We start from the raw sequence: 19,998 nt of genomic DNA on the forward strand, positions 1-19,998 counted from the left end.
GGCCGATGAAACCCGGCGAAAAAGCCGCCCTCGGCCAATTCACTCTTGCGCAGGGATCACGAATCAGCCTTTGAATTCGGCGCTGGCGTAGGCGGCGAGTTTGCCCTGGATAAAGTCGAGGAAGCACTGGATGCGCAACGCCAGTTGCGAGTTGCGGTAGTACACGGCGTTGATCGGCTGGCGGTAGCCGCTGTTGAATTCGCCGAGCAGGACTTTCAGGCGTCCGGCGCGGATGTCGTCGATGGTCATGAAGTGCGACAGGCAGGCGATGCCCTGCCCCTCCAGCGCCAAATGGCGCACGGTCTCACCACTGGAAGCGCTGATTGCCGGGCTGATCGGCCAGCGGTCGCCATGCACATAGCGCAGCGGCCATTGGTTGAGGCCTTCGTTCTGGGTGAAGCCGAGCAGCGTATGTTCGCTCAAATCCGCGACCTGCCGGGGCGCACCATGCTTCTTCAAATAGGCAGGGCTGGCAACAATCATCAACGGACTGCAACCGAGCGAACGCGCATGCAGCGTCGAATCGGCGAGGGTGCCGATGCGGATGGCGACGTCGGTGCTTTGTTCCAGCAGGTCAATGATCAGGTCATTGCTGTTGAGTTCGAGCTGAATGTCCGGATACAGCTGCCGGAATTCGTCGATGTAGGGGACGATGGCGTGGAGCATGAACGGCGAGGCGGCGTTGATGCGCAGGCGTCCGGACGGAGTTTGCTGGCGCGAAGACAGACGCTCTTCGAGTTGATCCATCTGATCGAGAATCAGCTTGGCCTGTTCGAAGAAATACTTGCCCTCCTCGGTCAGGTCCATGCGCCGGGTGGTGCGGTTGATCAGCGTGGTGTCGAGCTTGGCTTCGAGCTTCGACAGCGTGCGACTGACGGCCGACGGCGTCTGGCCGACCTGCTCGGCGGCGGCGGAAATCGAACCGCACTCGATCACACAGACGAAAATCTGCAACTCATCGGATCTGGCTTTCACGGGTTCCCTCTTTGAAATCGCCAAGATCGCAGCCTGCGGCAGCTCCTACATTGGAATGCATTCCCCCTGTAGGAGCTGCCGCAGGCTGCGATCTTTTGCTGTGACCCCGATATTAGCCTGAAAGCCTCAAGCCTTGAGGCCAAACACCTCAGTCAGATGCTGCTCATAGCGCACCACATCATTCTCGATATTCGGACGCTTCATGACGTCGACGCAGAGAAAGGTCGGCAGCGCAGTCATGCCGAGAAATTCGTTAGCCTTGTGGAATGGGAAGTACACGGCGTCCACGCCTTTGGCTTCGAAGAAATCAGTCGGGTCATCGAAGGCTTGCTGCGGCGCGTTCCAGGTCAGCGACAGCATGTATTGCTTGCCCTGAATCAGACCGCCGCTGCCGTACTTCTGCGAAGCATCGGAACGTGTGCGACCGTCGCTAGCGTAGAGGCTGCCGTGGCCTTCGGTGAAGACTTCGTCGATGTACTTTTTCACCGTCCACGGCGCGCCCATCCACCAGCCCGGCATCTGATAAATGATCACGTCGGCCCAGAGGAACTTGGCCACTTCTTCGGCAACGTCATAGCCCTCGTCGATAAACGTGGTCTTGACGTCGACACCGCCGCGATCGAGCACGCTCAGCGCGGTCTCGTGCAGGGTGGTGTTATAGCGGCCATCGGAGTGGGCGAATTTTTTACCGCCATTGAGCAACAGCACTTTTTTCATCGGAAAACCTCGGCGCAGCCTTCAAGGCTGGATTGAAACAAGAATTGGAATGGCGGCAGATTAACCATCGATCTCGCGCGGAAACAGCCACATCGACGCAAAATACATTTGACCAAAACGCACGAATCGATCGCCAATTGTTGCCGTAGCATTCAGCGCTTTCTGCATTCGAGGAAGTTGTGATGAGTGAACGCCAGGGTTTCATCCTGCACGCCAAGACCCGCCCGGAAAAAGCCGCCGAATTCGAAGCGCTGTTCCGTGCTTACGTGGCGCCGAGCCGCGCCGAACCGGGCTGCATCGAGTACCACATGCTGCGCGACCAGCAGGATCCGACGCTGTTTATCTTCTACGAGATCTGGGCCAGCCAGGCGCATCTGGATGAGCACTCGGCATTGCCGCACATGAAAGCGTTCTTCGCCAAACGCATGGACTATCTGGAGCGCGATTTCGATATCCGCGCGATCGACATGCTCAGCGAATCGTCGGCTAGCCGCTGATCAGCAAATGGGCGCCGAGCGCGCCCAGTCCGATAAAGAACACGCGCTTGAACAGCGCCGCACTGATGCGCTGACGCAACCATTGGCCAAACCACATACCGAGCATGGCCGGGATCAGCGCCAGCAGCGAGGCGCTCAATTCGCCACCGCCGAGTGCGCCGTGCCAGAGCAGCCCAGCGGCCAGCGCCAGGGTCGAGACGGTGAAGGACAGGCCGAGCGCCTGCACCAGCTCATCGCGGCTCAGCCCCAGCGCTTGCAAGTACGGCACCGCTGGAATCACGAAGACGCCGGTGGCGGAGGTGATGACGCCGGTGATCAGCCCACACAGCGGGCCGAGCCAGCGCTCATGACGCGGGTTGACGTGCAAAGTCGGCAGAAACAGTCCGCTCAATGCATACAGCAACAACGCCGCGCCAAGTCCGCGCACCACCCAATGGCCGCCGGCCATGCCGATCCACAGGGTGCCGATGCCGGTGCCGAGGAAGATCAGCAGCAGCATGGGCCAGAGGCGTTTGATCAATCCTTGCAGATGACCGCCGAAGGCCAGTTGCCAGAGGTTGGTCAGGGTCGCCGGAATGATCAACAGCGCGGCTGCCTGCGCCGGCACCATAGCCAGACCGAGCAGGCCCATCGCGACGGTGGGCAGGCCGAGGCCGATCACGCCTTTGACCGTACCGGCGAGGAGGAAGGTGGCGATGACCAGAACGGACAGGGTCAGGCCGAGGGTTTGGTAGAAGTCGGTCAGTGTGTGCATTGGGGTAATGTGCACTGATCCGGGCTGGGGGAAAATCTGCCATATACTGAGGCAGCCTCTTCCTGTGCAAGAGGCTGACATCGGCGTTGAGGCATCTGGCCTCTTCGCGAGCAGGCTCGCTCCCACACGGGATCTGCGCTGTACATAAGTCCCTGTGGGAGCGAGCCTGCTCGCGAAAGGGCCAGCCCAGCCACCGCGAAACCACAGGCAAACCCCATGCACTTCGACCTCACCGACCTGCGCCTCTACCTGCACATTCTCGACACCGGCAACATCACCGCCGGCGCCGCCCGCAGCAACTTGTCCCTCGCCGCCGCCAGCGCTCGAATCCGCGCGATGGAAGCCTCGCTGGGCGCTGAATTCCTCGAGCGCGGCCGCCGTGGCGTCACCCCGACGCCTGCCGGCAAAGCCCTCGCCCGCCATGCGCGCATCCTTTTGCAACAGGCCGATCGCATGCAGCAGGATCTGGCCGATTACGCGCATGGCGTCAAAGGTCAGGTGCGGCTGTTGTGCAACACCACGGCGATCACCGAGTACCTGCCGGAAGTGCTCGCGGATTTCCTGCGCAGCCATCCCAACCTCGATATCGATCTACAGGAGCTGCCCAGCGCGCGGATTACCCATGCCTTGCGCGAAGGCGCAGCGGACTTGGGCATCGTCTCCGACGCGGTCGACACCAACGGCTTACAGACTCAAGCGTTTCGCGACGATCCGCTGGTGCTGATTCTGCCGCTCGATCACCCGTTGTCTGACGCCGCCGAGGTCAGTTTCAGCGACGCGTTGCAGCACGACTTTGTCGGACTCAGCGCCGACAGCGCACTGGCGATCTATCTGGAGGAACAGGCGCTGCACAGCGGCGCGCGAATGCAGGTGCGCATTCGCGCCGATGGCTTTGATGGCGCAATGCGCATGGTCGCCCGTGGTGCCGGCCTGGCCATCGTGCCGTTGGCCGCTGTCCAACGCGCGATGCTCGAGCAGTTCAAGTGCGTGACTCTGAATGAGCCATGGGCGCGTCGCAGGTTATTGCTCTGCGCGAGAGACTTCGCCGCGCTGCCGGGTTATGCCACCGCGTTGTTACAAGCGCTCAGCGCTGCGCGCGTTTCTGAGCACTCCGATGTCGACCCCAGACAACTGAGCGACGACCGGGCGCTATAGGGTGCGACTTCAATTCTCAAGTCCACCTGCCCGGAGTCCCCATGACCGCGACCGCCCCTATCACCGTTCTGCGCGACACTCACCCGCTGCCGGTACTCGACGCCTGCAAGTGGGAAAAACTCGAAGGCGACCCGCACACCGTTAACCTCAACGCCTACACCAGCGAAGACGGCAGCAAGATCATGGGCACCTGGATCTGCACGCCGGGGAAGTGGCGCGTCGATTATGTGAAATGGGAGTACTGCCATTTCCAGGAAGGCTACTGCGTGATCACCCCGGACGGCATGGCGCCGATCCACCTGCGCGCCGGCGATATCTTCGTCGTTGAGCCGGGCATGAAGGGCACGTGGGAAGTGGTCGAGACCGTGCGCAAATATTTCGTCTTCGCCTGATGCAAAAAAGCCGGGAAATCACCCGACGTGATTTCCCGGCAAATGTCCCGGCGTTGCTAAAAACTGTGGCGAGGGGATTTATCCCCGCTCGACTGCGCAGCAGTCGCAAACCCTGAGCACTCGGTTTGCCTGACACAATCCAGGGGGCTGCTGCGCAACCCAACGGGGATAAATCCCCTCGCCACAAGGGCCGATCGCGATTACTGCGGCTTGCGATAGCTGTTGATGATCGCCGAGAAATCCTTCCCGCCGTCACCGCGCTGGCTCATCGCCTGATACAACTGCTGCGCCACCGCGCCGAGCACCACCGGTTGGTGCGCCTGCCGCGCCGCTTCCGTCGCCAGCCCGAGATCCTTGAGCATCAGTTCCGCGCCGAAACCACCGGTATAACCGCGCGAGGCCGGCGCCGTTTCGACGATGCCCGGCCACGGGTTGTACATCTCCGAACTCCAGCAGCGGCCGGTCGAGCTGTTGATGATTCCGGCCAGCACGCCGGTGTCGATCCCCAGCGCATCGCCCAACGCCATCGCCTCACTGACGCCGACCATCGAAATCGCCAGCAGCAGGTTGTTGCAGATCTTGGCGATCTGGCCGGTGCCGACTTCACCGCAATGGACGATGTTGCGGCCCATTTGCGCCAGCACCGGTTGTAGAGTGGCGAACAGTTCCGGGGTAGCGCCGACCATGAAGGTCAGCGTTCCGGCGGTCGCGCCGCCAGTGCCGCCGGAGACCGGCGCATCAGCCATGGCCACGCCGTGTTTGGCGGCGGCCGCTGCGACGTCGCGGGCGGTCTGCGGATCGATGGTGCTGCAATCCACCGCCGGCACGCCTTGGCGAATGCCGGCGAGCACGCCCTCTTCACCCAGCCAGACACTGCGCACGTGCACAGCCGCCGGGAGCATGGTGATCACCAGTTCGGCATCTTCCGCCGCCTCGCGGGCCGAAGCGCGGATGGTGCCGCCCAGTTGCTCGAGTTCCGCCAGCACGGTTTTGTTCAGGTCGACCAGGTTCAGCGAGTGGCCGGCCTTGATCAGGTTGCGCGCCATCGGCGCGCCCATGTTGCCCAGCCCGATAAATGCGATTTTCATGATCGAATCCTCAGCGCAGGTTGATGGTGGTGTTTACGCCGTCGTTGACGCTGTCGTCGTCGAACCAGCGCGCCGTGACCGTTTTGGTCTGCGTGTAGAACTGCACCACTTGTTTGCCGTACGGGCCGAGGTCGCCGAGTTTCGAACCGCGTGAACCGGTGAAGCTGAAGAACGGCACCGGCACTGGAATCGGGATGTTGATGCCGACCTGACCGACATCGATTTCAGTCTGAAATTTACGCGCCGCCGCACCGCTCTGGGTGAACAGGCCGGTGCCGTTGCCGAACGGATTGCCGTTGACCAGCGCGATCGCCTGATCGAGGGTGTCGACTTCCAGCACCACCAGCACCGGGCCGAAGATTTCCTGGGTGTAGATCTGCATGTCGGTGGTCACCCCGGAGAACAGGGTCGGGCCGACAAAGTTGCCCTGCTCGTAGCCCGGCACGCTGATGTCGCGACCATCGAGCTCAAGCTTGGCGCCTTCTTTGATGCCGCTTTCGATCAGCTCGAGAATCCGCGCCTTGGCCTTTTTCGAAATCACCGGACCGACATCGGTGCCCGGCTCGCTGCCGGCGTTGACCTTGAGTTTCTGCGCCAGCGCTTTGAGGTCTGGCAGCCACTGTTTTGCGGCACCGACCAGCACCACCACCGACGTGGCCATGCAACGTTGCCCGGCGGCACCGAAACCGGCACCGACCAAGGCATTCAGCGCTTGCTCGCGATTGGCGTCCGGCAGTACCACGGCGTGGTTTTTTGCGCCCATCATCGACTGCACGCGTTTGCCGTGTTTGCCGGCCAGGTCATAAACGTGGGTGCCGACAGCGGTCGAACCGACGAACGACACGGCTTTGATGTCCTTGTGCGTGCACAGGCCATCGACCACATCCTTGCCGCCATGAACGACGTTGAGCACGCCCGCCGGAACGCCAGCCTCAATGGCCAGTTCCACCAGCAGCATGGTCGACAGCGGATCCTGTTCCGAAGGCTTGAGCACGAAGGTGTTGCCGCACGCGATCGCCATCGGGAACATCCACAGCGGAATCATCGCCGGGAAGTTGAACGGCGTGATGCCGGCGCAGACGCCGATCGGCTGGCGCAGGGTGTAAGTGTCGACGCCGCCGGCGACGTTCTCGGCGAACTCGCCCATTTGCAGGGTGCCGATCGAGCACGCGTGCTCGACCACTTCCAGGCCACGGAAAATATCGCCCTCGGCGTCAGCAATGGTCTTGCCCTGCTCGGCGCTGAGGACCACGGCAATGCGCTTGGAGTGCTCGCGGATCAGCGCTTGCAGCTTGAGCATGATGCGCATCCGCGCGCCGATCGGGGTCAGTTTCCAGGTCTGGAAAGCGCGCTGCGCGGCGCTGACAGCGGCATCGACCTCAGCGGCGGTGGCGAACGGAACCTTGGCCAGCACTTGCTGGGTGGCCGGGTTGACGATGTCGTGCCACTCGGTGGTCTGCGACTCGACCCATTCGCCGTCGATCAGCAGTTTGACCTTTTGCAGCGTGGTGTCGTTGGGCGTAAGCGATGCGTTCATGCTGGTCTCCAGAACTTGTTTTTATCGTAGGAGCCAAGGCGAAAGGTTCGCCTTGAGATGAGGCGTGTGTCACGAATTGGTTGTCGGACTGTTTTTGGAGTATAGATGTGCAAACTTCTAATAAGAACGCACATATAAGCCCGACCATCATGCAAAAAAACATCACCTCGCTAGGCTCGCTGAACTGGGACGACCTGAAGTTTTTCCTCGAAGTCGCCCGCACCCGCAAGGCCAGCACCGCCGCCAAACGCCTGGCTGTCGACTACACCACGGTGTCGCGACGGATCAGCTCGCTGGAAGCGGCGCTGGGTACATTGCTGTTCGAAAAATCCCGCACCAGCGGCTTCGTCCTGACCACTGAAGGCCAGCGCTTGCTCGGTTATGCCGAGTCGATCGAAAGCACGTTGCACATGGCCTGCGAGCAAGTCTCGGGCTCGGGCGTTGCCCTGTCCGGACACGTGCGCATGGGCTGTACTGAAGGCTTCGGCAGCTTCTTCATCACCCCGCAGTTGAGCCACTTCGTCGACGCCTACCCGGCAATCTCGGTGGACATCCTGCCGCTGCCGCACTTCATCAGCCTGTCCAAGCGCGAGGCCGACATCGTCATCGCCCTCGAGCGGCCGGAGCACGGGCCGTACGTCTGCTGCAAACTCTGCGACTACCGCTTGCAGCTGTACGCAACCCAGGACTATCTGGACAAACACCCACCGATCCGCCGCCCGGCCGACTTGAGCAAGCATCAATTCATCAGTTATGTGGATGATCTGGCGTTCAGCTCGGAGCTGCTCTACCTGGCCAACGTGCTGCCCGGCGCCAGCGCAAACTTGCGCAGCACCAGCGTGATCGCGCAATACGTCGCCGCACAGCAGGGCCGCTCGCTGGCGATCCTGCCGTGCTTTCTCGCCGCGCAGGATCCGCGATTGTTGCCGGTGTTGCCGGAGGAAATCGACATCACCCGGCAGTTCTGGATGTACTGCCGGGAGGATCTGCGCAAGTTGAAGCGGATTACGTTGTTGTGGGATTACATTCGCGAGGTGACTGAGCGTAATCAGGCGCTGTTGATGGGTGAAACGCGGGAGATGCGCTTTGCCGACTAGTCGGCGCTGACCACAATCGACACCCGGCGATTTTCCGTGCGCCCCGCTGCGGTGTCGTTGGAGGCCACCGGTTCGCTGCTGCCCAAGCCTTGCAGCTGGATGTTTTCCGGCTTCATGCCGACCGTGCCGAGGACGTTGGCGACGCTCTTGGCCCGGCGCAGCGACAGTTGCTGATTGTAGGTTTCCTTGCCCGACGCATCGGTGTGGCCATCTACCCGAACGCGCTCGATCCCCACGCCGAGCAGCGCCTTGCCGATGCGTTCGACGATTTCCGTGCTGGCTGCGTTGAGGCTTTCAACATCGCTGCCAAACAACACTTTGCCCGACAGGCCGAACTCCCAACCGTCGTCGGTCAATTCGAAACCCTGCTGTTTGAGCACGGCAACCTGCGCCGGTGTCAGGCCTTTTTGCGGGGCGGTCTGGCAACCGCTCAGGGTCAGCGCGGCGATCAGCAGCAATGCGGAAAACAGTCGAAAGGGAAGTGTGAACACGGGCATCAGCTCCTGGTGTGAACGGAATCGACCGGGCGCTCCGACCCGGCGGTGAATTGCGCGCCACGCGACAGGCGCTTGGCCTGATACATCGCCGCGTCGGCTGCGTTGAGCAAGGCGCCCGGCGTGGCGCCATGATCGGGGTAAACGGCGATGCCGATACTGAGCGAGGTCACCACACTGCTGTCGCCGGGCAGGGTGATCGGCATGTCCATGCTGGCGAGAATCTTGTCAGCGATGTGCTCAGCGTCTTCGACCGTGTGCAGTGGCGCAAGCAGCACGGCGAACTCGTCGCCGCCCAGCCGCGCGACCAGATCATCCTCGCGCAATTGCGCTCGCACGCGATTGGCGATGGCCACCAGCACGGCGTCGCCCGAGGCGTGGCCGAAGTTATCGTTGATGCCTTTGAAGCGGTCGCTGTCGAGAAACAGCACGGCGACCCGCTCATCGTGTTTTTTGCCGTTGCGCAAGGCGCGCATCAAGCGGCCTTCGAAAAACGCGCGGTTGGGCAAACCGGTGAGGCTGTCGTGGGTCGCTTGGTGAGCGAGAGTTTCGTTTTCGTTTTGCAGATGGGTTTGCCACGACTCGAGTTCGCCGAGCAAGGCATTGAAGTCGTTGCCCAGGTTATCCAGTTCGGCGATTTGCGCCGGCGGCACGCGCCGATCCAGCGCTCGTTCGCTACGGGCGGCGTGGGCGACGGCGGCGAGGCTGTGTAACGGGCCGATGATCGCGCGCAACTGCCGCCGCGCCAGATAAAGCGCGACCCAGGCGCTGATCGCGGTGCACAGCACAATCCCGGCCAGGCCGCTGAGCAGGAAGCGCATCAGGCTGCCGCCGTGACCGATGAGCAGGACCCGACCGATTTCGCGGTCCTGATGTTCGATCGGCAGGCTGACCGGTTTTTCCAGAATGGCGCGGGTGATCTGCATTTCCAGCTCGGAGAACAAGCCGGTCTCGACGCGCTGCCATTGCGCGATCAATTGGCCTTGCGCGTCGAGCACTCGGGCATCCGCTACTTCCTCGGTGGCGGCGATGATCGCCAGCGCCTCGGTTGCCGCCGCTTTGTCATTGAACACGACGGCTGCTTCGACGGTGTAGCTGATCGAACGGGCGATCAAGTGCAGGTTGTGATCGGCATACACCCGCAGCGCGAGCACGCCCAACAAGGTCAGCGAAACACTGGCCATCGCCACCGCCACCAGCGCGACAATCAAATGCCCACGGCCAATGACCGAGCCCAGGGTGGGGCGAGCCTTCCAACTGAACAGCTTCATGGCGCTGCCGCTTTGCGACGGGACAACTGCAACACGCTGGGGTGTATGCGCACACCACTGCGAGCCACGGAGTCGAGATTGACCTCGAACGACACTTGTTCATCGCCGACGCGCAGGCAGAACAGACTGCCGACGGTGCATTGATCGTCTGCTTCGCTGATGCTCAGCACCGGATGCCCGATCAACGATGCGAACAGGCGACTGCGTTCGTCGGCGGTGAGCTTGCCGATGTACACCGCGTCGCATTCGCTGACGATGGCCGGGTTGTCCGCCAGCAGACGCCGCACGGCCACTGGCCGACCCGTGGCTTGGGTGGTGCCTTTGACCAGGTCATCGGTGTATTCGGTGGGGCCCACGATGCACAGGCGCAATTGCGCCGGTTCCACCGGCCAGCGTGCATAACTGAGGATGCCAAGCACCACTTGCGTGACCGCTTTGGCCCGTTGCTCGGCCGGCCCGGTTTGCGCTTGGGCGATGGCGCTGCCCGTGAACAACCAGAGCAAAACGATCAGCAATGCGTGCTGGCAGGCCACCACACGCTGTGTCGCCCAGACGGCCACCTTCATGGAGGGATTCTCTTGGAGCGTAACGAAATGATGCCGCAACGATAGCACAGCGCCGAAACGCCAGCGAGGCGCCTGCCTCTGACCGGTTGGTCAGTAATCGTTGTCGATCATTCAGCACTTCATCCCTGAGACTCGGCGCCCTCCTCCAGTTCCAGCATCAGCCCGCTCAGACGCTTGACCTTGCGCTGCACCGCTTCCTCAAACACGCCGGCACGTGGCTCGATCAAGGTGAACCAGTGCCGGGCGCGAGTAATTCCGGTGTAGATCAGCTCTTTGGTCAGTACCGGATTCAGCGCATCCGGCAGGATCAGCGCCGTGTGGGCGAACTCCGAGCCCTGGGATTTGTGTACCGTCATGGCGTACACGGTTTCAACATCATTGAGCCGACTCGGCAACACGAAGCGCACGCCGCCCTCTCCATCGTTACGCGGGAAGGCCACACGCAGAACGGTTTTGCCGATCTCTGCGCCTTCACGCTCGGGGAGTTTCAGGGCGATGCCGATGTCGCCGTTCATCAGGCCCAGACCATAGTCATTACGAGTCATCAGCACGGGCCGACCTTCATACCACTGCTGATCGCTCTCGATCAGACGCGCCTTGAGCAACGCAGCGGTGATGCGCTGGTTCAGACCTTCAACGCCCCACGGCCCTTTGCGCACCGCGCACAGCAACTGGAATGTGTCGAACGCCTGCAAGACTTCCCGCGCCCAATCGGTCCAGTCCGCATGCTCAAGAGGCCGCGTCGACGGTGGACGCTGATCGCGCAGTACGCTCAAGTAATGGCGATAACCTTGCGGGCCGTTGCCGTGACCTTCGAGCAACAGGCGTTCGAGCTTCTGATCGCGTTCGCCTTTGAGCGGTAACGAATACACATCATCGTAGCTGCCGGCCGCGAGCAACTGTCGCGCCTCGTCGGCCAATTGCTGATTGACCCGACGCGCGAGCTGACCGATGCCGCTGCCCTCGCCGAAACGGCGCGAGTGACGCAGCATCACCACTTGCTGCGCCAGCGGGTGGGTGCCGTCGCGGTCTTCATGCAAACCGCTGCCCTGCAACGACTCGCCACTGACTGACTCCAGCCATTGCCGCGTCTGCGGGCTGTACCAACCGCCCTCGGCGTCACGGCATAGATCGCCCAACACCGCACCGGCCTCGACCGAGGCCAGTTGATCCTTGTCGCCCAGCAATACCAACCGCGCATGGGCCGGCATGGCGTCGAGAAGGTTGGCCATCATTTCCAGGTCGATCATCGAAGCTTCGTCGACCACCAGCACATCCAGCGGCAGGCGGTTGCCGGCATGGTGACGGAAATGCCGGGTGCCCGGTCGACTGCCGAGCAGACGGTGCACGGTGGTCACATCGCTGGGGATCGCCGCGCGCACCGCTTCGGCGACTTGCAGCGATTGCACTTGCTGACTGATCGACTCGGTCAAGCGTGCAGCGGCCTTGCCGGTCGGTGCGGCCAGACGAATGCGCAGCGAATGACCAGCCTCAACGGCCGGTGCCTGCAACAATGCGAGCAAGCGCACCACCGTAGTGGTTTTCCCCGTGCCCGGGCCGCCAGTGATGATGCTGAAGGCGCTGCGCGTAGCGAGAGCACAGGCGAGTTTCTGCCAATCGATGACAGCTGCGGATTCCGCGCCGCCGAACAATTCATCCAGACGCTGCGGCAGATCATCCGGCGTCGGCTCCTGTTGCACCAAGCGTTGGCGCAACGCTGCATCGATGCGGCGTTCGTAGGTCCAGTAGCGGCGCAAGTACAGGCGTTTCGAGGACAGCACCAACGGACGTGTCTGCGCTGGTTCACTCGGGTCAGCAGCCAAGGCCACCAATGGACTGCTTGCCAGCACTTTGCACCAATGGGCTCCATCGAGCGTTTCGAGCAATTGCGAGGGCAGCAACAACACACCGCCCTGCACATCGCCTTCGGGCGGCAGTGACAGGGCAAAATCCGGCGCCTTGAGGGTTTCGAACAAATCCAGACACACATGGCCATGGCCGAGCTGGTGACTGGTCAACGCCGCCGCCAGCAGCACCAGCGGATCGGTCTCGGGCTCGAGCTCATGCAGGAAAGCGACAAAGGCGCGGTCCAGCGCGCGCAGCCAACCGCGCTCGACCCAACGGCTCAGCAACAACAGCAAATCATCGGCGCGGGTCAGCGGCGAGAGTTTCGACAGGCTGTCCGCTTCCAGCGGTGTCGGCAGCAGATCGGCGAATGTGCGGCTCATAGCAGGACTCCCTGTTCCCAGGCGGGCTCGGACTTGGGTTCGGGTTTGCCCTGGAACATCCGGTCGAGGCGTTCGATCAATTCCCGTGGTGGACGCACGAAGTACACGCCGCGACTATCCGCACGCGTCCCGCGTAGAAACAAATACAGCGCCCCGCCGATGTGACGGTCGTAATCGTAATCCGCCAGCCGCGCCTGCAACTGGCGATGCAACGCCAGCAGATATAGCACGTATTGCAGGTCGTAACGATTGTCGAGGATCGACTGCTCCATCGCCTGCACGGTGTAGGCCTGATCATCCACGCCGAGCCAGTTGGATTTGTAATCGGCAACGTAATAGCGGCCAGCGTGCTCGAAGGTCAGGTCGATAAAGCCCTTGAACATGCCGTTGAGTTGCACCGGTTCTGCCGCAACACGAGCGACGCCTTTGTGAGTGTGCTGGCGCACCTGTTCATCGAGCTTGAGCACGTCGACTTTGTGGCTGGCGAACCAGAACTCCATCTCGACGCGGTATTGCTTCAGTTGCTCAAGAACCACCGGCGGTTGCCCGCCAGCGGTCGGCAACGGCGACTTGAGCAAATGCTGCAGCCAGTCAGTCAGCGCGGTAATCCAGCCTTGCCAGCCGCGTAGGTTGCAACGCCGGGCAATCGCATCTTCCAGCGCTTCGCGGGTAACCGCAAAACCTTCAGCGCCCGCCCATTCGAGCAAGCCATGCAGAAAGGTGCCGGGATTGGGGCCACGGGGAAAACGGTGAATATCGGCGCCACCGCTGATGATTTCGCGGGGTGCGTCGGGATCAAGGCGCTCGTCGTCGAAGAGCTTTTGCGCCTGCGGACTGTCCGGTGCTTCATCGCTGCCGACGCTCAATATGTCGCTGATGCGCAAAGCGCTGTAGGAAGCGATCCACCAGTTTTCGCTGGCTTTGCGCTTGGGCCGTAGCGTGGCTCGCAGGACTGCTTCATTGCGCGGCGGCTGGTAATGCTCGTCAGTGGGCTGAGGCATTTCGCCGATGCCTATCGCCGCGCAGTCTTGCTGCAGATCCCGCAGCCAGCGATTCAATTCGGTGGACTCGCCCAAAGCGGCGCCGCCACCCAGCAAGTAACCCAACGCCGACAGGTGCAGCACAGAGCTGTTGTTATTGCCGCGTTTCAGGTCAGTGACGCCCAGCCAGCAGGCATGCTGTGCACGGGTCAACGCGACATACAGCAGCCGCAAATCTTCGGCGAGTCGTTCGTCATCCGCTTGGGTAATCAGCTCGGCGGTCGGCTTGAGGCTGATCTGCGCCTTGCCCGCAGCGTCGTGGTAATGCAGCGGCAAACGGCTGCCATCCACCGGTTTCGCCGAGCAAATGAATGGCAGGAACACCAGCGGATATTCCAGACCCTTGGATTTGTGGATGGTCACCACTTTAACCAGTTGCTCGTCGCTTTCCAGACGCAGAATCTGCTCTTCACCAGCCTGACCGGACAGTGCCAGCAGCTCGGCCAGATGGCGGATCAGCGCTTGCTCGCCGTCCAGTTCAGCGGCGGCTTGCTGCATCAGTTCCGAGAGGTGCAAGAGGTTGGTCAGTACGCGCTCGCCGTCACTGCGCTGCATCAGGGTTTGCGGCAGGTGGAAGTCGTGAAGCAGGCGCCGCAACATCGGCAGCACACCCTGTTTGCGCCAGAGTTCTCGATAGCCACGGAACTGCATGACCCGGGCTTCCCAGACCATTTCATCCTGGTTCAGGCGCTCCAGCTCGATCAGCGGCAGGTTCAGGGTGGTGCAGGCCAGCGCAGCCTTGAGCGAGCGCTCGACATCGGGTTCGGCGCAGGCCTTCAGCCACGCCAGGAGGTCGTGCGCCTCTTGCGCGGCGAACACCGAATCCTTGTCCGAGAGATAAACGCTGCGCACCCCTCTGGCGGCGAGTTCGGCGCGTACGGCCTGGGCTTCCTTACCGTCGCGGACGAGGATCGCGATGTCAGAAGGACGCAGACCTTTGAAGTCATCTGCCTGAACGAAACCAGCGCTACCGTTTTGCCCGCCATTGAGCAGTGCGGTGATTTCACTGGCGCAGGCGGCGGCCATTTGCTGGCGATAGACCGCGCCGGACAGCGGCTGATCGCCAGACAATAGCCAGACATTCAGTGCCGCGACGTCTTGCCCGGCAATCCGCAGCGTTTCCTTGCGCCCCTGAGACTCGACCGGGAGGAACGGCACCGGGTTTTCGCCGGTTTTCTCGCGAAACAAAAACGCGCCGCGTCCCTGCTCTCGGGACTCGGCGCGTTCGAATACGTGATTGACCGCTGTCACCATACCGTGGCTGGAGCGGAAGTTGGTGCCGAGCGTATGCAAGCGGCCGGTGGTGGCCTGACGTGCGCGCAGGTAGGTGTAAATGTCGGCACCGCGAAAGGCGTAGATCGCCTGCTTGGGGTCGCCGATCAGGAACAGGCCGGTGTCAGGGTGATTGTCTTCGATGCGGTAGATGCTTTCGAAGATCCGGTACTGCACCGGATCGGTGTCCTGGAATTCGTCGATCAGCGCGACAGGGAACTGCTCGCGGATCAGTGTCGCCAAGCGCTCGCCGCCCTCTGATTGAAGCGCGGCATCCAGACGCAGCAGCATGTCGTCGAAACCCATTTCTGCGCGACGGCGCTTCTCTTCTTCAAAGCGTGCACCGACCCACTTGGCGGCGTGTTGCAGAACAGCGGCATCGGGTGTCGGCAATGCGTCGAGGCTCGACTTCAGTGCGGACATGGCGTCCAGCCCCGGATGACTCGGGGCCTGGCCTTTCCAGGCCTCGGCCATGCCTTCGGGTGTCAGACGGGTGAAGCCGGTGCCAATGTCCAGTTGCTCAAGCGCCTCGTCTTCGGCCCAGGTCTTGAGTTTCTCGAACCAGGGTTCGAAATAACGCGCCTGCATTTTGCGGCCATCGACGGTTTTGCTGGCGACGCCTTCATGGCAGAGAGCAAGCAGCTCGTCTGCCCAGTCACGCCAAGGCATTTTCAGTTCGACCAACGCCGCTCGCCGCTCCAGCAAACACTCCTCGATCAGCTCCGCAGGCGCCTTGCCTTCATCGGTGTCACGCTCGCTGGCAAACAAGCCGCGCACCCGAGGCAACAACAAGGCGGGGCCACCCCAATTGCTGCGCACCCAGTTCAGCGCATCGCCCTGCATCGGGTAGCAGAACAGTCGCCAGTAATCGCGCAACACTTCGCCAAGCAGATCGCTGTGATCGGTTTCCAGGGATTGCGTGAACAGGCTGCCGCTGTCGAACGCATGCTCGCGCAGCATGCGCTGACACCAGCTGTGAATGGTCGAGACGGCGGCTTCGTCCATCCACTGCGCGGCGATATCGAGGCGGTTGGCACAGCCCGGCCATTGTTGCGGATCGAACTGATCGCGCAACTCGGCAATCAGTCCGTCGGGGGCAGTGATTTCATCGCGGAAGAATCGCGCGGCCTCAGCCAAGCGTGTCCGAATGCGTTCACGCAACTCTTTGGTGGCAGCATCGGTAAACGTCACTACGAGGATCTGCGGCGGCAGCAGTTCGCGTGCGAAACCGCTTCTCTCGCCGCCATGACCGAGAATAAGGCGCAGATAAAGTGCCGAGATCGTAAAGGTTTTGCCGGTGCCGGCGCTTGCTTCGATCAACTGACTGCCGCGCAGCGGGAAGGCCAAAGCCAACGGTGTTTTGGTACTCATGCGCGGGCACCTTCGCTGGACAATGAACGCCATGGCGCTTCGAATACTGGGCGGTACAAGGCGTCGCACCAGCCGGTGAAGGTTTCGTCTGCCAACAGTGCATCGAGATCGGGATATTGCCGGAGCAGTGCCGGGCTTTCACGCCGCTCGCCCTCGCTGGACTGGCCGTCACCTTCATAGGCTTTTCGTGCAGCGGCTTCGGCTTTGACCGGGTCAGTTTGAGACAACCAGGCGAACGCGGTTTTTATCGCAATCGGCAAGGGTTGGCGCATGCCGGATTGCCACGCAAGAAGCAGGTCACCGAGCAAACGCAGCGCTCGGTCTCGCTCCATTGGCTCCAGCAACAATGTGTCATCACTGGCGACCAATGCCGTGGTCAACGCATGCTCGCTGGCGCAGGCGACCAGATGGGTGACCCACGGTTTGGTCAGCCGATGCCACTTGCGAGTTTTGATCGAGCCGATGCTGTTGGGAATGGTATTGACCGACAGCAGACCGCCACCGGCGCGTTGATGCAGGTTTGCGAGCCAGCCCTCCAGCCGCGAACCCTGCAGGTCGAGACTGACCGGGATCGCACTGGTCAACGGCGTCGGCCATAACGTCAGCAACTGTTGATAACGCTGCAGAAGATCCGGTAGCGGTTCGATCAGTTCATGCTGTAGGCATTCGCCAAAACCGGCCATAGGCAGCAGACCACTGTTTTGCAGGCGCAGCGCCCGGGCTTGCAGCGCCTGATCGATATTGTCCGGCTGGCTGAGTGCGGCTTCCAGCAAGCTGTCGCTGAGCGTGTAGCGCTGCAGCGCGTCCAGCACAAAAGGTTCTTCATCGGCCAGCGGTGCTTGCGCGGCCTCGAAATACACCTTTAGGCGTTGAGTGAAAAAATGCCGAACCGGGTTCCGCAGAAAGTCCTGCAGCAATGCCAGCGTCAGCGGTTCCTCTTGAACATATGGCGCGAGTAAGGGTGCTTCACTTTGCTGCGCTTTCTCTTGATGCAACACCTGCCACTCGCTGGCGTAGCTGAACAGTTGCTCGCCTTCGTGGAAATAGCGGGCGCTGAAAGGTTGCAGGGGATGTTCTTCGGTCAGCGCGTCTAACAGATCCTGGCTTGGGTCGATTGAACGCCAGCCGCTGGCGAGGTGATCGCGCAACTGGCCGATGAGCACCGAGGCAGGTCGTTCGCTGTTGTCACGGATGCTGCGGCCGACCCAACTGATATAGAGCTGAGAGCGTGCGGACAACAGCGCTTCGAGTAACAGGTAGCGATCGTCTTCACGTCGTGAGCGATCCCCAGGTCGGTAATCGCTGCCCATCAGATCGAAGTCCAGCGGCGGCTGCGCGCGCGGATAATCGCCGTCGTTCATGCCCAGCAGACATACCAGTTTGAAAGGAATGGCGCGCATCGGCATCAAGGTGCAGAAATTCACCGCACCGGCGAGGAATCGTTGCGACAAACGGCCCTGATCCAGCCCGGCGAGCCAGGCTTCGCGCACGACAGTCAGCGGCAGTTCGTCAGTCAGCCCGACCGCCTCGCAGGTCTCCAGCCAGGTTTCGCGAAGCTCTTCCAGTTGGGTCAGCAGGTAGTCGTCGTGCTCGTTGCTCGCCTGAAAGAACACTTGCATCAGCGCCTGCAAGCGCAGCCCCCACTCTTTTGGTTGAGCCGGTTGCGTAAGTTGCTGGTGAGCGATTTCCAGGGCATCCAGCAGGGCCACCAATGGCCCGATGAGGGCAGCATCCAGCCCACCAATTTCGTCGTAAGGCTCGATACCTGCACATGCGTCGGCACTGCCGACGGCGTAGCCCAGCAGCATTCGGCGCAGGCCGAAATGCCAGCTGTTCTGCTCCAGTTGCTCCGGCAATCCGAGACCGGCCCGTTGCTCGGCACTCATGCCCCAACGCACACCGGCGCCTTCGATCCAGCGGTGCAGAGTTGGCAGGTCGCGTTCTTCTACGCCAAAGCGAGCACGCAGGGCCGGGACATCGAGCAGGTCGAGGATCTCACTGACCGGGAAACGGCTGTCCGGCAATTTGAGCAAATGTTCTACCGCGATTAGCAACGGATCACGTCCACGCTGGCCCTGGTCCGCCAAAGTGAAAGGAATGAAGCGCGGGTCAAATCGATCGAGCTGACCGAAAACCGCGCGGATATGCGGTGCATAGCTGTCGATATCCGGGACCATGACGATTACGTCGCGGGGGCGCAAGTCCGGGTCGGCGCTGAAACGCGCCAGCAGTTGATCGTGCAGGATCTCGACTTCACGCTGGGCGCTGTGGGCGATGTGAAAACGTATTGAATGGTCTTGGGTTGAATCGACCGCTGGCCAGAGTTCGCGTGTCTCGTTGAGGGGGCGTAACTCCAGAATGTCATCCTGCAGCTGGTTAAGCATGTTGCGGGGCTGGGCTTCGCTGAACAGGTCGATGCGTCCGTCACGAAAGGCTGCGCGGTAGCTGTTGGGATCGTCGTAGCTATCGAGCAGGTTGATATAGTCGCGACCTTGCTTGCCCCAAGCGGCCAGCAACGGATGTGCGTGCTGATGCAGGGTCTCGGCATCAAGTACAACTGGCATCCCGCTTTTGCGTTGTTGGCGCTTGTATTGATGCCGCAGCAGATCCTTGTCGGCGACGATATCGGCCCAGTGATGGCGACAGGGGTTGTGTACGCAAAGCAGAACCTGACTGAAGCGCGCCAGACCGGCGAGCGCTTCAAGTACCTGCGCGGGTAGCGAAGAAATACCAAAAACAATCACACGCGGTGGCAGTGAAGCCGGAGCCTCATCAAGGGTGTTGATGCGCTCCATGAAACGTTGATGGACGCCGGCACGACTCTGCGCCATGCCTTGTTCGCCGACGTCATCCAGCAGCGCTCGCCACAACTCGGCCTGCCAGCAACTGGTCGGTGGCAGAGGTTTGATTTCACCTCGCACATTGCGCAGTTGGTGGCGGCCTTCCGCCCAATCTTCCAGCCAGTCGGCCCGGTAGACCTGATATTGGTCAAACAGGTCGGCCAGACGCTCTGACAATTGATAGCGCTTGCGCAGATCGCTGTCGTGGGTAAGGAAGCGTTGCAGCGGCTCGAAATGGGCGCGATCGATTACCTGTGGCAAGAGGCGCATCAGGCGCCAGGTCAGCGGGGCTTTGTCGAGCAGGGATTTAGCCGGAATTTCTTCTCGTCCCAATACCATGCGATACAGCTGCCACATGAAACTGCCGGGTAGTTGCACGTCAATCGCCGCAGCGATTCCGCAACCGCCAAGGTCGTCGTCTTCGGGATCCTCGGCCAATGCCAGTTTGAGCCATTGGGCGATGCCGTTGCTTTGTACCAAAGCGATTTCGTTCTCCAAGGGTGCGAGTGGATAGCGCCGCATGATGCTGACCACAAGGCTGCGCAGCTCATCGAGACTGTTGCTCTGAACCACCATGAATGCAGCGTTGAGGGACTGGGCGTCCGACATATGGATTCCTTGGAAAATCGCTAAAGCCGAGGCAGAACCTTAGCATTGTCGGCCGGCTGTGACAGCCGGACGAGGTCTGCGAAGGCTGTAAGAAC

General features: G+C 61.5%; 15 protein-coding genes. 4 read left to right on the plus strand and 11 right to left on the minus strand.

All coding sequences use genetic code 11. The features are described 5' to 3' along the window. Window positions 1-63: 63 nt before the first annotated feature. Window positions 64-975, minus strand: a complete 912-nt coding sequence (locus tag ACYSTU_RS24635) for a LysR family transcriptional regulator (RefSeq protein ID WP_122610788.1) — start codon at window positions 973-975, stop codon at window positions 64-66. A gap of 126 nt (window positions 976-1,101) precedes the next feature. Then, entirely contained in the window at window positions 1,102-1,692 is a 591-nt protein-coding gene (mdaB, locus tag ACYSTU_RS24640) for an NADPH:quinone oxidoreductase MdaB (RefSeq protein WP_042608814.1), read from the minus strand. A gap of 182 nt (window positions 1,693-1,874) precedes the next feature. Here mdaB and ACYSTU_RS24645 point away from each other — a divergent pair, with 182 nt between their 5' ends. After that, entirely contained in the window at window positions 1,875-2,189 is a 315-nt protein-coding gene (locus ACYSTU_RS24645) for a putative quinol monooxygenase (protein WP_474322493.1), read from the plus strand. Here ACYSTU_RS24645 and ACYSTU_RS24650 read toward each other — a convergent pair. Next, a complete protein-coding gene (locus ACYSTU_RS24650) occupies window positions 2,179-2,943 on the minus strand; it encodes a sulfite exporter TauE/SafE family protein (RefSeq protein WP_499002131.1) in 765 nt (254 codons plus the stop codon). The two genes, ACYSTU_RS24645 and ACYSTU_RS24650, sit on opposite strands and share 11 nt — an antisense overlap. A gap of 216 nt (window positions 2,944-3,159) precedes the next feature. Here ACYSTU_RS24650 and ACYSTU_RS24655 point away from each other — a divergent pair, with 216 nt between their 5' ends. Beyond that, a complete protein-coding gene (locus ACYSTU_RS24655) occupies window positions 3,160-4,098 on the plus strand; it encodes a LysR family transcriptional regulator (protein ID WP_499002134.1) in 939 nt (312 codons plus the stop codon). A 41-nt stretch (window positions 4,099-4,139) separates the two neighbouring features. Continuing rightward, entirely contained in the window at window positions 4,140-4,490 is a 351-nt protein-coding gene (locus ACYSTU_RS24660; RefSeq protein WP_016770579.1) for a cupin domain-containing protein, read from the plus strand. Between the two features lie 200 nt (window positions 4,491-4,690). On the opposite strand, the gene mmsB is transcribed toward ACYSTU_RS24660, so the two are convergent. Next, on the minus strand, window positions 4,691-5,578 hold the full coding sequence (gene mmsB / locus ACYSTU_RS24665) for a 3-hydroxyisobutyrate dehydrogenase (protein ID WP_016770578.1): 888 nt from the start codon (window positions 5,576-5,578) through the stop codon (window positions 4,691-4,693). Window positions 5,579-5,588: 10 nt separating this feature from the next. After that, window positions 5,589-7,115, minus strand: coding sequence for a CoA-acylating methylmalonate-semialdehyde dehydrogenase (locus ACYSTU_RS24670; protein WP_122610784.1), 1,527 nt, complete (start codon window positions 7,113-7,115; stop codon window positions 5,589-5,591). Window positions 7,116-7,264: 149 nt separating this feature from the next. Between ACYSTU_RS24670 and ACYSTU_RS24675 the strand changes: the two genes are divergently transcribed. Further along, entirely contained in the window at window positions 7,265-8,212 is a 948-nt protein-coding gene (locus ACYSTU_RS24675; protein WP_016771799.1) for a LysR family transcriptional regulator, read from the plus strand. On the opposite strand, the gene yfiB is transcribed toward ACYSTU_RS24675, so the two are convergent. From yfiB to recC, 6 genes are all read right to left on the minus strand, one after another. After that, window positions 8,209-8,709: an outer membrane lipoprotein YfiB gene (gene yfiB, locus ACYSTU_RS24680; RefSeq protein WP_313870474.1), complete on the minus strand. Its 501-nt coding sequence runs from the start codon at window positions 8,707-8,709 to the stop codon at window positions 8,209-8,211. The two genes, ACYSTU_RS24675 and yfiB, sit on opposite strands and share 4 nt — an antisense overlap. Then, window positions 8,709-9,977: a diguanylate cyclase DgcN/YfiN gene (dgcN, locus tag ACYSTU_RS24685; RefSeq protein ID WP_499002139.1), complete on the minus strand. Its 1,269-nt coding sequence runs from the start codon at window positions 9,975-9,977 to the stop codon at window positions 8,709-8,711. Before dgcN ends, yfiB begins: the two co-directional genes overlap by 1 nt. Next, the gene (gene yfiR, locus ACYSTU_RS24690) at window positions 9,974-10,543 is read right to left on the minus strand and encodes a regulatory sequestration protein YfiR (protein WP_041477864.1); all 570 of its coding nucleotides are present in this window, start codon (window positions 10,541-10,543) and stop codon (window positions 9,974-9,976) included. Before yfiR ends, dgcN begins: the two co-directional genes overlap by 4 nt. Window positions 10,544-10,662: 119 nt before the next feature. Next, window positions 10,663-12,771, minus strand: a complete 2,109-nt coding sequence (gene recD, locus ACYSTU_RS24695; protein ID WP_499002143.1) for an exodeoxyribonuclease V subunit alpha — start codon at window positions 12,769-12,771, stop codon at window positions 10,663-10,665. Then, the gene (gene recB, locus ACYSTU_RS24700; RefSeq protein ID WP_499002146.1) at window positions 12,768-16,454 is read right to left on the minus strand and encodes an exodeoxyribonuclease V subunit beta; all 3,687 of its coding nucleotides are present in this window, start codon (window positions 16,452-16,454) and stop codon (window positions 12,768-12,770) included. The genes recD and recB overlap by 4 nt, the downstream gene beginning before the upstream one ends. Continuing rightward, window positions 16,451-19,903, minus strand: coding sequence for an exodeoxyribonuclease V subunit gamma (recC, locus tag ACYSTU_RS24705; RefSeq protein ID WP_499002149.1), 3,453 nt, complete (start codon window positions 19,901-19,903; stop codon window positions 16,451-16,453). Before recC ends, recB begins: the two co-directional genes overlap by 4 nt. Between the last annotated feature and the right edge of the window lie 95 nt (window positions 19,904-19,998).

The organism is Pseudomonas glycinis (assembly GCF_054871425.1).

What these genes read in the sequence shown, in the direction of transcription:
- mdaB (WP_042608814.1), bottom strand. Translation starts at nt 1,692, where the DNA reads ATGAAAAAAGTGCTGTTGCTCAATGGCGGTAAAAAATTCGCCCACTCC.
- ACYSTU_RS24645 (WP_474322493.1), top strand. Translation starts at nt 1,875, where the DNA reads ATGAGTGAACGCCAGGGTTTCATCCTGCACGCCAAGACCCGCCCGGAA.
- ACYSTU_RS24650 (WP_499002131.1), bottom strand. Translation starts at nt 2,943, where the DNA reads ATGCACACACTGACCGACTTCTACCAAACCCTCGGCCTGACCCTGTCC.
- ACYSTU_RS24655 (WP_499002134.1), top strand. Translation starts at nt 3,160, where the DNA reads ATGCACTTCGACCTCACCGACCTGCGCCTCTACCTGCACATTCTCGAC.
- ACYSTU_RS24660 (WP_016770579.1), top strand. Translation starts at nt 4,140, where the DNA reads ATGACCGCGACCGCCCCTATCACCGTTCTGCGCGACACTCACCCGCTG.
- mmsB (WP_016770578.1), bottom strand. Translation starts at nt 5,578, where the DNA reads ATGAAAATCGCATTTATCGGGCTGGGCAACATGGGCGCGCCGATGGCG.
- ACYSTU_RS24670 (WP_122610784.1), bottom strand. Translation starts at nt 7,115, where the DNA reads ATGAACGCATCGCTTACGCCCAACGACACCACGCTGCAAAAGGTCAAA.
- ACYSTU_RS24675 (WP_016771799.1), top strand. Translation starts at nt 7,265, where the DNA reads ATGCAAAAAAACATCACCTCGCTAGGCTCGCTGAACTGGGACGACCTG.
- yfiB (WP_313870474.1), bottom strand. Translation starts at nt 8,709, where the DNA reads ATGCCCGTGTTCACACTTCCCTTTCGACTGTTTTCCGCATTGCTGCTG.
- dgcN (WP_499002139.1), bottom strand. Translation starts at nt 9,977, where the DNA reads ATGAAGCTGTTCAGTTGGAAGGCTCGCCCCACCCTGGGCTCGGTCATT.
- yfiR (WP_041477864.1), bottom strand. Translation starts at nt 10,543, where the DNA reads ATGAAGGTGGCCGTCTGGGCGACACAGCGTGTGGTGGCCTGCCAGCAC.
- recD (WP_499002143.1), bottom strand. Translation starts at nt 12,771, where the DNA reads ATGAGCCGCACATTCGCCGATCTGCTGCCGACACCGCTGGAAGCGGAC.
- recB (WP_499002146.1), bottom strand. Translation starts at nt 16,454, where the DNA reads ATGAGTACCAAAACACCGTTGGCTTTGGCCTTCCCGCTGCGCGGCAGT.
- recC (WP_499002149.1), bottom strand. Translation starts at nt 19,903, where the DNA reads ATGTCGGACGCCCAGTCCCTCAACGCTGCATTCATGGTGGTTCAGAGC.